At 42.2% G+C, this 12,542-nt stretch carries 9 protein-coding genes, 1 pseudogene and 1 CRISPR repeat array (1 of these 11 running past the window's edge); of the genes and pseudogenes, 4 read left to right on the top strand and 6 right to left on the bottom strand.

The features are described 5' to 3' along the window. A CRISPR array of direct repeats spans window positions 1–2,103; the repeat unit is 37 nt; unit sequence GTTTCAATCCCTAATAGGGATTTAGATGAATTGCAAT; it reaches 548 nt to the left of the window's first position. A 491-nt stretch (window positions 2,104–2,594) separates the two neighbouring features. Next, a complete protein-coding gene (locus FD723_RS08830; protein ID WP_179064995.1) occupies window positions 2,595–2,885 on the bottom strand; it encodes a hypothetical protein in 291 nt (96 codons plus the stop codon). Window positions 2,886–3,233: 348 nt separating this feature from the next. Continuing rightward, complete coding sequence (locus FD723_RS08825) at window positions 3,234–4,073, bottom strand: prephenate/arogenate dehydrogenase (protein WP_179069087.1); 840 nt, start codon at window positions 4,071–4,073, stop codon at window positions 3,234–3,236. A 69-nt stretch (window positions 4,074–4,142) separates the two neighbouring features. Between FD723_RS08825 and FD723_RS08820 the strand changes: the two genes are divergently transcribed. The 3 genes from FD723_RS08820 (at window position 4,143) to FD723_RS08810 (ending at window position 7,307) form a co-directional block, all read left to right on the top strand. Continuing rightward, window positions 4,143–5,708, top strand: a complete 1,566-nt coding sequence (locus FD723_RS08820; protein ID WP_179069086.1) for a pentapeptide repeat-containing protein — start codon at window positions 4,143–4,145, stop codon at window positions 5,706–5,708. A gap of 50 nt (window positions 5,709–5,758) precedes the next feature. Further along, entirely contained in the window at window positions 5,759–6,352 is a 594-nt protein-coding gene (locus FD723_RS08815; protein WP_179064994.1) for a DUF1517 domain-containing protein, read from the top strand. A gap of 70 nt (window positions 6,353–6,422) precedes the next feature. Continuing rightward, window positions 6,423–7,307 (top strand): hypothetical protein, encoded by an 885-nt coding sequence (locus FD723_RS08810; protein WP_179064993.1) that lies wholly within the window; start codon window positions 6,423–6,425, stop codon window positions 7,305–7,307. A gap of 422 nt (window positions 7,308–7,729) precedes the next feature. Here FD723_RS08810 and FD723_RS08805 read toward each other — a convergent pair whose 3' ends face one another. From FD723_RS08805 to hemF, 4 genes and pseudogenes are all read right to left on the bottom strand, one after another. Continuing rightward, window positions 7,730–8,299, bottom strand: a complete 570-nt coding sequence (locus FD723_RS08805) for an SDR family oxidoreductase (protein ID WP_256875207.1) — start codon at window positions 8,297–8,299, stop codon at window positions 7,730–7,732. A gap of 59 nt (window positions 8,300–8,358) precedes the next feature. After that, window positions 8,359–8,981, bottom strand: a pseudogene (locus tag FD723_RS08800) (radical SAM protein); the annotation flags it as partial. A 153-nt stretch (window positions 8,982–9,134) separates the two neighbouring features. Further along, window positions 9,135–9,896 carry a heme oxygenase (biliverdin-producing) gene (locus FD723_RS08795; protein ID WP_179064992.1) on the bottom strand — a complete coding sequence of 254 codons (762 nt, stop codon included), beginning with the start codon at window positions 9,894–9,896 and terminating at the stop codon, window positions 9,135–9,137. A gap of 28 nt (window positions 9,897–9,924) precedes the next feature. Continuing rightward, entirely contained in the window at window positions 9,925–10,989 is a 1,065-nt protein-coding gene (hemF, locus tag FD723_RS08790) for an oxygen-dependent coproporphyrinogen oxidase (protein ID WP_179064991.1), read from the bottom strand. Between the two features lie 434 nt (window positions 10,990–11,423). Here hemF and acsF point away from each other — a divergent pair, with 434 nt between their 5' ends. Beyond that, on the top strand, window positions 11,424–12,479 hold the full coding sequence (gene acsF / locus FD723_RS08785) for a magnesium-protoporphyrin IX monomethyl ester (oxidative) cyclase (protein WP_179064990.1): 1,056 nt from the start codon (window positions 11,424–11,426) through the stop codon (window positions 12,477–12,479). The last annotated feature ends 63 nt before the right edge of the window (window positions 12,480–12,542 follow it).

Raw genomic sequence — 12,542 nt, 5'->3', positions numbered from 1 at the left:
AGTCCTGTTATCTCTACTATTGGAGTTGAGTTTCAATCCCTAATAGGGATTTAGATGAATTGCAATCCGCAATTTATAGTTGATTACCTAACAACACTGGTTTCAATCCCTAATAGGGATTTAGATGAATTGCAATACCGTGACATACGTTCAGCCGGGTAAAGGGCCGGTTTCAATCCCTAATAGGGATTTAGATGAATTGCAATCCCTGACATAGAAGAAGATTGCAGCGACTCCCCAGTTGTAGGTTTCAATCCCTAATAGGGATTTAGATGAATTGCAATAAATGTATGCCGTAAAGTGTATCAGTGCTGAGAGCGGTTTCAATCCCTAATAGGGATTTAGATGAATTGCAATCTCTCGTGGCTTACTGCCTGGGGATAACTGATATTGTTTCAATCCCTAATAGGGATTTAGATGAATTGCAATGCCATTTAGACGTTTCACCGCCATCATGCACAAAAGTTTCAATCCCTAATAGGGATTTAGATGAATTGCAATCCTCATACATGGGGTACACCATGTTTAACTTGTTTCAATCCCTAATAGGGATTTAGATGAATTGCAATGCAAAAAAGAACGCTGGCTATTGCAAAATCTGTAGTTTCAATCCCTAATAGGGATTTAGATGAATTGCAATTGGATTTAGACTAGGTTGGTAGATAACCTAGTCTTTTTATTGTTTCAATCCCTAATAGGGATTTAGATGAATTGCAATATTCAAGAACAACTTGATCGAGAATGCGAAAAGAGTTTCAATCCCTAATAGGGATTTAGATGAATTGCAATTCATTGTATACCCACGCCTCATATCCTATTTCTCTAGTTTCAATCCCTAATAGGGATTTAGATGAATTGCAATTCAAGTGTTTAATGTTATTAAGTCTGTTAAACAGCCGTTTCAATCCCTAATAGGGATTTAGATGAATTGCAATACCTCTGATTTAAAATCATCCCACCATTTTTGCAAAGGTTTCAATCCCTAATAGGGATTTAGATGAATTGCAATACGAGAGTAGCTCTTGCGGGAAAGGTTGATAAAGTTTCAATCCCTAATAGGGATTTAGATGAATTGCAATTTCGGGGAACCTGAAACCTGGTATTTTAAATTCCGGCGTTTCAATCCCTAATAGGGATTTAGATGAATTGCAATCCATCTCCACTGAATGATTGCATCAGTGGAGAGAAGCGTTTCAATCCCTAATAGGGATTTAGATGAATTGCAATAGGTAAAGTTTAAGCTTCTATCCTGATACCTCATAGTTTCAATCCCTAATAGGGATTTAGATGAATTGCAATTGAGAGCATAACCATCAACTCAATTACATAAGTTACGTTTCAATCCCTAATAGGGATTTAGATGAATTGCAATTTACTAGTAAATATTAATGAAGCTTCTGTGTTAGTGTTTCAATCCCTAATAGGGATTTAGATGAATTGCAATTAAAGATAACTTATTGTTAGATAATAAAGTGTAGGTTTCAATCCCTAATAGGGATTTAGATGAATTGCAATCTGAGCATTGCAATATTGCTTTCTAGGGTTAGAGGGTTTCAATCCCTAATAGGGATTTAGATGAATTGCAATGTAGCTGCCTTGTTTGCTGGCTAGTGGGTGGTCTGTGCTGTTTCAATCCCTAATAGGGATTTAGATGAATTGCAATCCGCGTGGTACTAAAAAATGGAAGCTTCCTACTAGTTTCAATCCCTAATAGGGATTTAGATGAATTGCAATAGATAGCGGTCGTTATATTGCTAACTTACTTATCGGTTTCAATCCCTAATAGGGATTTAGATGAATTGCAATGCAATTAGGGGAATTCATTTAATTTTCTCCTTGGTGGTTTCAATCCCTAATAGGGATTTAGATGAATTGCAATCAGAAGAAGAATTTCTAAGTAAGTTAGAATTCTAAATGTTTCAATCCCTAATAGGGATTTAGATGAATTGCAATCAGCTAGACAAGCCAACATGGCAGATCAGCTTGATTATGCCGTTTCAATCCCTAATAGGGATTTAGATGAATTGCAATTTGGTTTAGATTGCTACTTCTTCGATAATTGGCTGGTTTCAATCCCTAATAGGGATTTAGATGAATTGCAATCGCGGCATACTGAAAGCCAAGCTATATTTAGTTTTCAAGGTGCGTTTGCGCGAATCTAGAGCAATCATAGCATTAGAGAATTTCTTTGGGAAGAGTTTCGGGAAAGATTGAAGGCTGACACCCAGTTTTTGTAAGCTTTTCAGACATCGCGCGGATGATGATCGAGTCATTAACGGGGTGAAATGCTTGCTGGTGTTGAGATAGAAGCACTTTTTTGAGGCTATGGAATTTGTACACCTACCCTTCCGCGCATTTTACATACAGGAAACCTGTGAGATGATGCGATCGCTAAAAATAACCTAATACAGCACGGCGCAAATAAACCACCCATTCCAAATGAATGAAACGCTTACGTTGTATTCATTTTTAATTTTTAATTTTTAATTCCGCCTTGCGGTAGGTGATGGGGGGCACGATCGCTGCTTTCAAAGCCAGAAATCCCAGTCTTCATATACTTATAGCCTCCCACATCACACGCAACAATAGTAATACTACTCTTGAGACTCCTCAGAGACGGATTCTGATTCGGTTTCGAGTTCTTCTGTTTGGACTTTGGGGGCTGGAGGTTTAACGGGTTTTGGCCCACGCGCTAAGGCAGGATTTCCCTGATGCCTGTTTTCATCCCCTAATGATTTTTTCCCTTTATCTGCCGAGCGATTACGGCTCGGTTTTGAGCTTTTGGGGTTGGATTCAATCGGAGTTACAGAATCCGAGTTTTCGGAATTTTTGTCAGTGCTTTCTTTAGACTGACGTTCCGATTTTTTGATTGGGCGTTCTACCATTGTTGATTTTTGTAAATTTATCTGTATAGTACATCGGTTTGGTGGCTATCAAACTGCTGAGTAGCATTTTTTAAAGATTTTATGAGAAAAGAATTCAGGAGTCAGAATTCAGAATTCAGAATGGGCTAAACGCCCCGCTACCGCTAACAGGAGTCAGAATCAAGAAACGACTCGAAAATACTTGTTAAGGGACTTCCAAATAAAAAATATTCAATTAACTCTTGTGGGGTGGGCGTCTCGCCTGCCCAGGCTATATGGCGCTCATGCTGCCCACCCCACAACATTGGATAATTTATCTCAGCCAATATAAAAATGGGTGCGTTCAGCTATCGTTAACGCACCCAACAACTATTTAACAAAATCAGGTCGTGCCTGTTGCCTTGATTTAAACTTTTCTTCTAAAACTGCCCAATTTTCTTGCTCGATTAAGTTAGTCAACTCATCGAGATGATGACGATATTGTTGGAGCGATCGCAGCAATGCTTGACGATTATACCGCGCCATCATCACGCCCAACTCTGGATTCCCGCCTCCCACACGACTGGTATCCCGAAAACCGGAACTAGCTAACTTTTGGGCTAATTGCAAAACATCGGGGTCACTTTCACTCAAACAAGCAGCAATCAACGAAGAACTGATCATTACAGGTAAATGGGAAATCCAACTCACAGCGCGGTCATGTTGCTCAGGTTGACAATAGTAGATATTTGCTCCTAGCGATCGCACAATTTCTTCCACAACTGTAATTGCACTAATTGGTGTTGTAGTCGTTGGTGTTAAGACATAAGGTTTATCGACAAATAAATGTCGTTGTGCAGCTTCGATGCCATTGTCTGTTCTTCCCGCCATTGGATGACCGCCGATAAAATTATCCCAAAGGGGGGAAATTTCCTTAACTATCTGTGCTTTCGCCGAACCCACATCAGTTACGACTGTCGCAACAGACAAATGAGCGATTAACTGTTCAAATTGGGGCACAATAAGGGCTAGAGGTGTACAAATAAATACGACTTCTGCGGCTGCTAACAGACTCAAATCAACAGATGCTTCATCAACACTGCCGAGACTAACTGCCTTTTGACAGGTGGCTTCACGGCGACTGACTCCTAAGATATGATGTCCTTGCGATCGCAAATCAAAACCCAAAGATCCGCCAATCAGTCCCAATCCTAAAATTCCAATATTCATTTTTGATTTTGACATTCTGTTTTTATGACTTTACCAACTATTAAAGTTGGCATCCAAGGGGTAGCATCAATGACTGTAGAGGAATTACTGGAAAAATATGCAGCAGGAGTCTTAAACTTTAGTGGTGTTGACCTCCCAGAAGCTAACTTGAGTGGGGTCAAACTCAGTGGTGTGAATCTTAGCGATGCTAATTTGAGTATAGTTAACCTGAGTGGCGCGAATCTGAGTGAAGCTAACTTGAGCAATGCCAAGCTAAATGTAGCTAGACTGAGTGGCGCGAATCTATGCAGCGCTATTTTGAACAATGCCAGTCTCAACGTCGCTAATTTGATTCGAGCCGATCTCAGTCGCGCTCAACTAAGAGGAGCCTCATTAATCCGCGCCGAGTTAGTTCGCGCCGATCTCAGTCGCGCCGATCTGTTGGAAGCCGATCTCACCAGTGCCGATTTGCGAGAGGCGACACTCCGCCAAGCGAATCTCCGTCACGCTAACTTGAATGAGACTATCTTGAGAGGTGCTTCCTTGACGGGAGCTAACTTAGAGATGGCTAACTTAAACTCCAGTGACTTGAGTCGTTCCGATCTCAGCGGTGCAAATTTGCGAGAAGCCGAACTCAGACAAGCCAATCTTAGCCATACTAACCTGAGCGGGGCAGACTTGAGCGGGGCAAATCTCCGATGGGCAGATTTGAGCGGGGCAAATCTCCGGTGGGCAGATTTGAGCGGGGCAAAATTGAGCGGTGCTGATTTAATTGGCGCAGATTTAAGTAATGCCAACTTAACAAATACGAGTTTAGTCCACGCCAACTTAACCCAGGCAAAATTAATTAGGGCGGAATGGATCGGTGCTGATTTAACAGGAGCAACTTTAACTGGAGCCAAACTTTATGCCACCTCCAGATTTGGTTTAAAAACCGAAGGGATGATTTGTGAATGGGTTGATCTGAGTCCAAATGGCGATCGCTCCATTGTCCAAAACTTCCATTCTGAAGAGTCACGAGATTTTTTTAACGAAACACCGCCAACAATAAGGATTATCGTTGATGCAGCCTTAGAACACGAAGCCAATTTTGCGATCGCAGGCGCTTACTACCAAATTGCTCAAGAATATCGGGTGCTAAAACAACCCCCAAGCATCGAAAGTGGTCGTCGTCGAACTATTTTTACATTTCATGTAGATAGCGACGAAGCATTATTCCCCACTGCTTACATTGTGGTTCTTCCCTTTTTAGATGCCGTATCTACTCAAAAAAATATTTCCAGCCTGGTGGAAATGATTAATAGTCAAGTTGTTGGGAACCAAGATTTAAAATCACCCGATATGGTGAAACAATTAAATATTCTTTTAGAAGAAGCTACGAGTCAGGCTACAACAATTAAACAAGTGAAAAAAAATATTGAAGTAGCTGCAAAATTAAATTTTTGTAAAGCCCCAACCCAAATAATTTTAACAAATTCCAGCGCTCATATTTTGATTGTTCATGACCATCCCAATTTTGGGAAAAGATTTATTAATCGTTCTGCTCTCAAGGCTTCAACTTATGATGATATATCTAGTGAACCAACCAAATATATATTACCTTCCTTAGATATGGTTATAGATTTCATCAAAGGATTTCACTATATTAGTCATTAGTCATTAGTTCAATGCCTCATGAGTAATAACAAAAAAAATGGAGGAAGGAAATGAGTAACATTTTTAATAAAATGATCGGTCGAACCCGCTATGTAGTATTCCGCCTATTTCTGCACTTAGGGGGAGGCGAAGTAGCGCCAATTTTGGGAGTATTAAATAGTGCTGGGCGAGATGCGATCGATGCCGATGGTGACTTAGAAGTTTTGGGAGAAGGATTAGTAGAAATTAGCCAAACCCTGCTGCAATATGATGAATATTGGCTTTCTGCTGCTAACGAAGGTGATGTATTTTGGAGTGAAGGCGAGGCGGGAGATTATGTCAACGAATTATTTACTGACTCTGCCGAAAGATATCTCAGCGAACCAAATTACAGTTCTGACTCTGGGTTGAATGAACCATTATCAATACCTGTAACCCGTAATGTCATTGTGATGCTTACAGTAGCTTATGAAGGGGAAGTACCAGAGTTAGAAACTGACCTTTCTAACGTTCAGGCACTCAAAGAAGCTTTGAAAGCTCTAATCAACCTACACTATAAACATAAGCTCCAGGCAATCCAAGTACATTTCTCGCCAGCACAGTTAGGCGATGAACTCACTAGCGATCAACTGTTGCAATATTACCCCGAATTGATTCCTTTGTAATCTGTTGGGTAGTCCGTACTTACTACTCACATCGAGAAATTGTTAAGCTCAGAGGTAGGACAATAATTCAATGATCATGACCATAGTACGTAAATTTACAGCCGTTTTTTTAGCTCTGAGTTTGTGTATCACAACTGTCGCCTGTGGTGGCGAAAATCAAACTAACTCTCCAGCTAAGAACGTTAGCCAAACCTCTAATACCACTAAGCTGAGTGACGGGCAGTATCAAATACAACAAGCTACTTATGATGATGCAAGTGGTGAGTACAGCTTGTTTTTACTTAACAATAAGCCACCGACATTTTCAACCGAAAATTTGCAAATGGCACGGTTAACTGATGATGAAATCAAGGAAGGTAAGAAAACCTATCTAAAGGTAGAAAAAGGACAGCCAATTTTATATCTAACAGAAGACTTTAAAATTGAGTACGTCCACAACGTTACCGAAAATAAAACCAATCCCCAAACAGGACAACAAGAAACGGTTGTAGTCCGTCGAGAAAATAGCTTTTGGGCACCCTTTGCGGGGTCTGTAGCTGGTAGCTTGGCGGGTCAGGCACTTGGTAGTCTGTTGTTTAGACCCCAGTATTATGTACCCCCTGCCTATCAACCAGGACAAGGATTAAGTGGCTTCGGTGGATATGGCGGAAGCTATGGCCAAGCAGTTCAAAGTTATCAAACTCGCTACAACGCGCCACCCGCAGCCGTGACAAATCGGACTGCGTTCCGCAATACAGGGACAATTAGAAGGTCATATCCTGGCAATTCAAATATACGCAATACACCGCGTAGCACTACAGGTAATAACCGTCCTTCTGGTTCTGGTTTTGGTGGTAGTAACTTAAGACCCTCTGGTAATTCCAGCACTACCAAACGCAATTCTGGTAGTGGTTTTGGTAGTGGGCGTAGTACAGCCCCCCGTCGTTCAACTGGTTTTGGCAGCAGACGCCGTTAGGAAATTCCAAGCTGGGCGACTGGAAGTCGCAGCTACATAAGCAAAGTCCACCTCCGTGGACTAATAAAATCAAGGTTTTTTTAACCTGCTTAGATGGGTTTTACTTACTCAGTCCTGGGTGCTGAGTAAGGGAACTTCAAGAAATAAATTATCCAATATTGTGGGGTGGGCGTCTCGCCCACCCCACAAGAGTTAATTGAATATTTTTTTATAATATCTTCGGCTCATAGGTTTCTTTTCTGGCTGAAACAACAAAGTCGATGAAGAGTGCTGAGTTAAAAGTGCTGTTAGCGGATAGCTAAGGTTTAGCCCGTGCTGGGTAAGAAGAGGAGTACTGAGTACTCAGAATGGTAAAAGTGTCTTGTCTGTGTCAATCAAGCTCATGACGCAAAGAAGGGACACAGAAGTGATGTCTTCAATACCTAGAAGGCGCTGGCTGTCGGGCGGACAATGATTTCGTTGACATCGACATCATCCGGTTGGGACACAGCAAATAAGACAGATTGGGCGATCGCCTGAGGGGTGAGGGCAGTTTTGCGGAGTTCTTTCAAGAAGCCTTTTACTGCATCATCCGTGATATCAGAGCCGAGTTCGGTCTCAACGACACCGGGGGATATGATGGTCACGCGAATGTTCTTCGACTCCTGGCGCAGTCCATCAGATATCGCCCAAACAGCATATTTTGTCGCGGAGTAGACTGCACTGGTTGGCCCTACCATGTGAGCAGCGATCGACGCAGTATTGATAAACTGTACGCCGCCTTGTGCTTCCATGATCGGTAAACCAGCTACAATGCCGTTCAATACGCCACGGATATTTACATCAATCATGGTGTCCCACTCCTCGACTTTCAGGGCATTCATTGGAGACAAGGGCATCACACCTGCATTGTTGAAGATCACATCGACGCGACCAAATTTTTCTTTAGCAAAATGGATGAATGCTTTCACATCCTCGCGATCGCGAAGATCCACTGCTTTGAATTCTGCAATGTTTCCCTGCTCGCGGATCTCTTTGACAATCGCTTCTAGCTTTTCTGTACGCCGTGCCCCCAGACCATTACTTGAAACAGCATTCTTTCCGGTTGAACCCGATTGACTGCTTGCTGTACTTGAGAATTGAAGTCTTGAATGCCAAAACTGATCCGGTTGAATCCTAGTTCTTTCAAGAAAAACAGATATTCTCGATCAAGCGATCGCTGATTCACTTCAATGGAGATTTCCGCGTCATCATCAAACTGGAAATGATTGCAAAGGGTATTCCAAGAGTCTCAACTTGACTGAGGGATAAATAGTTGGGAGTACCTCCGCCTAAGTGTAACTGTCCAACGGTGCGATGCCTACGGCCGCAAGCTACGCGAGCGATTAAAGTCCCCACTTGCTGGATATTCCGAGTTAAGTAATCTAAATAAGACTCCGCAATTGCTTTGCGTTGGCTGATGATGGTATTACAACCACAGAAGTAGCAAGGGCTTTCACAAAAGGGAATATGACAATAAAGTGATAATGGCGTTTTTTTGTAATTCCCGATGGCGATCGCAGTTCTAAAATCTACCTGTTGAAAATATTCTGCTAACTCTGTAGCTGGTGGATAGCTAGTGTAACGTGGTAAAGGCTGATCGTATTTTCTTAGTAAATCGGCATCAAATTGGACAGTTTGCGGTAAGATATTCATCTTATACAATTTAAATTACAATTTCTAATTTGAGATTTTGCAGAAACTCTAAGCGTCGGTTTTTGGCGCTCAGAATTTTTTAAGATACATTGTGAAAGGAAAAGACAAGAAAGAATTTATCCCTTGTCTTCCTTGTCTCCTTTCTTCTCAGAACTAAAGACTATACTCCGGTGCGATTATCTCTGCTGTAGCAATTTCAGGAGTATGCTCTGTACTACCAATGCGATCTTGACGAGTAATCAGATCAAAAACATGCTCACCAATCACAGCTTTGACATCTGCTTCCAGTTCATGAATCACATTTCTATTCAGAGTAAAGGCATAGTTTGCCTCGTTGACAATCTTCTGAATCATTGCCTCTTCTAGAGGTAGAAAATCTAATGCTTGACGATATTGCTCTTTAAATTCTCGTCTAGCTTCTGGGGTAGAAATTTGTTCAAATTCAAGCATTGCAGTACCCAGATCGCTTGGTAAATCCATTGCCGATCGCGCAATCTTTCTCAATGCTTGCCCACCTGATAAATCTCCCATATAGCGAGTATAGGCATGAGCAATCAGTAACTCCGGCTGTGTGTTGCCAACCTCACGAATCCGGTTAACATATACCTGACCTGCTAGAGAGGGAACAATCTGCGATCGCCAATTTTCACCGTAATAAAAGGCTAAATCTTTCTCTAAATTTGCCTGACGATGCAGTTCGGGAAAGTACATCATCCCAACAATAGGATCATGCTGATAGTGCTGTAGTTCTTCTTCCAAAGTGCTGTAGACAAAGTACAGATCCGCCAACAATTTGCGAAAAAAGCTCTTTTCTACTATCCCTTTGAGAAAACATTTCATAAACGCAGTGTTTTCCGCCATTGTGTGAGAATGTTTAGTGCCTTCTCGCAAGCGAACATCTAAATGGCTGCTCATTGTGAAACCCTTATTGCTAAAAATGTTGTTATTTTTGGACAAAAGTTACATTTGTCCAATCATGAGGCTGAAGAAATATTTCGGTAAGCCGTGCTTCGGGTGTGCCTGGTTCTGGCTCATAGCAATATTCCCAGCGTGCAAGAGGTGGTAGAGACATCAATATAGATTCAGTTCTCCCATTGGTTTGTAGACCAAAAACCGTCCCCCGGTCATATACCAAATTAAACTCTGCGTAACGACCCCGACGATACAGTTGAAACTGACGTTGGCGATCGCCATACTCTATTTCCTGCCGTCGTTCGACAATGGGCAAATAGGCGGGTAGAAATGCTTGACCGCAAGACTGGACAAAGGCAAAAATATCTTCCCAGTTACGAGATATGGTTCCGACTTGCTGACTGTAGAGTGCTGCGGGACTATCTGTTTGAGAACCAACATAAAGCTGGCCACTAGCATCCTGATAATCAAAGAAGATGCCGCCAATACCTCGCTGTTCTTGGCGATGTTTTAAGTAGAAGTATTCATCACACCAGCGTTTAAAGGTTGGATAATATTCTGGATGATGGACATCACAGGCATTTTTTAACGTCTGATGAAAGTGAACTGCATCCTGTACAAAAGGATAATATGGCGTTAAATCAGCCCCGCCACCAAACCACCAGATCGGGCCTGCCTCAAAGTAGCGATAGTTAAGATGTACTGTTGGTATGTAAGGATTGCGGGGATGCAGTACCATTGAGGTTCCCGTAGCGAAAAACTCATGTCCTGCGGCTTCTGGACGTTGAGCCAAAATAGCAGGCGGTAGGTTATTTCCCCAAACTGCGGAAAAGTTCACGCCACCCTGTTCAAACACCCGTCCTTCTCGAATCACGCGGGTAAGTCCTTCTCCGCCTTCTGCTCGCTCCCAGTGGTCTTGTTGAAAGCGTGCTTCTCCATCAAGTTGCTCTAAGGCTGTGCAAATCTCATCCTGTAAGTTCTGCATGAATTGCTGCGATCGCACCCGCGAATCCTGGGGTATTGTGTTGCTAGCTGATGTCAGCAATGTTGTGTGATTTCTAGATTCTTGCAGAGAATTCTCGGAATGACGACCCATGTTAAAACCTCTGAAACTTTGAGTAAGGGCAACTGCTACTTATATATAACTATATAGTTATGTATTTGATTCAAACACAGAAGTTTCAAAACTTAATAAATTATTTAAATCCTAGTCCTCAAAGGCTTTCTGTTTGTACTTTTTCGGTTCTAGTATCTGGGTTATAAGAAAAGGCAGGGGGCAGGAGGAAAGAATTATGATTGAATTGGGAACTGGGAACACTTCGCCAAAGCTCTGTCACTATTGGGGATTGGGAAGATTTCAATGGGGATTCAGACTCCCAAGCAAAATCTTAAAAAATTTCCTCCCCAATCCCCACTCCCGCAACCAGAAATTCTGACTTTACTAAAGGATTGTGAAGAGGTCTAGCTAAATAATGCTATTTATCATAACTTAATAGTTATAGAACTATTGACTGGATCGCTGCATTACTCATGGTTAACACCCTACCTAAGCCAGAAACTAAAACCCCCAGCAAAGAAACTGTACTCACCCCTCGGTTTTATACTACAGATTTTGAAACCGCAGCCCAGTTGGATTTGTCTGCCCAAGAAACGGAATTGCAGGCGATGTTGACAGAAATGCGGACAGACTACAACCGCCATCATTTTGTTCGCGATGAAGCGTTTGAGCAGTCTTGGGAACATGTTAGCGGTGAAGCAAGACAGGCGTTTATAGAATATTTGGAACGCTCTTGTATTTCTGAGTTTTCCGGCTTCTTGCTATTCAAGGAACTATCCCGCAAGCTCAAAAATCGCAGTCCAGTGCTAGCGGAAATATTTCAACTGATGGCGCGTGATGAAGCCCGTCACGCCGGATTTCTCAACAAAGCAATGGGCGATTTTAAAGTTTCCCTGGATTTAGCCACTGTTACTAAAACCCGCACCTATACGTTTTTCCCAATTGAGTGGGTACTTTACACCGTTTACCTATCAGAAAAAATTGGGTACTGGCGTTACATTATTATTTTCAGACATCTAGAAAAGCACCCAGAAAACGAGTTTTACCCCATTTTCCGGTACTTTGAGAGTTGGTGTCAGGACGAAAACCGCCACGGGGATATATTCAAAGCGCTTTTACGTTCTCAACCGCAACTCTGGAACACCTGGAAATCTCGGCTATGGAGTCGCTTTTTCTTACTATCGGTATTTGCTACCCACACCTTGACAGTTCATGAACGTTCCGGGTTCTACAAATCACTGGGGCTTGATGCCACTGAGTTTGATCTCCAAGTTGTCCGCAACACCAATGAAACCGCCGGACGGGCTTTTCCGGTGATGTTGAATACCGAACATCCCAAGTTTTTCCCCCGCCTGCAACGCTGTGCAGGTTACAACTTGAAAATTGCAGAGATTGAGGGTGGTTCTGGGCCAAAATTAGTGAAGCTGATTCGCAAACTACCTTTGATTGCAGCAATTGTTTGGAATCTGCTGTTAGTTTATCTGATCAAACCTATTGATACTGAAGCCCTGCGGGGAATGGTTCGTTAGGTATTAGACATCTGCTAATGAAAAAGTAGGGACGCAAAATTTCGCGTCTCTACAAGGATGATG

The sequence above is a fragment of the Nostoc sp. C052 genome, assembly GCF_013393905.1.
GTDB lineage: Bacteria > Cyanobacteriota > Cyanobacteriia > Cyanobacteriales > Nostocaceae > Nostoc.
Note: the sequence above shows the minus strand (reverse complement) of the source record. Positions and strands in the feature narration are given on the sequence as shown.

Bases quoted from the DNA above. Each gene is read 5' to 3' on its own strand.
- FD723_RS08830 (WP_179064995.1), bottom strand. From the start codon at position 2,885: ATGGTAGAACGCCCAATCAAAAAATCGGAACGTCAGTCTAAAGAAAGC.
- FD723_RS08825 (WP_179069087.1), bottom strand. From the start codon at position 4,073: ATGAATATTGGAATTTTAGGATTGGGACTGATTGGCGGATCTTTGGGT.
- FD723_RS08820 (WP_179069086.1), top strand. From the start codon at position 4,143: ATGACTGTAGAGGAATTACTGGAAAAATATGCAGCAGGAGTCTTAAAC.
- FD723_RS08815 (WP_179064994.1), top strand. From the start codon at position 5,759: ATGAGTAACATTTTTAATAAAATGATCGGTCGAACCCGCTATGTAGTA.
- FD723_RS08810 (WP_179064993.1), top strand. From the start codon at position 6,423: ATGATCATGACCATAGTACGTAAATTTACAGCCGTTTTTTTAGCTCTG.
- FD723_RS08795 (WP_179064992.1), bottom strand. From the start codon at position 9,896: ATGAGCAGCCATTTAGATGTTCGCTTGCGAGAAGGCACTAAACATTCT.
- hemF (WP_179064991.1), bottom strand. From the start codon at position 10,989: ATGGGTCGTCATTCCGAGAATTCTCTGCAAGAATCTAGAAATCACACA.
- acsF (WP_179064990.1), top strand. From the start codon at position 11,424: ATGGTTAACACCCTACCTAAGCCAGAAACTAAAACCCCCAGCAAAGAA.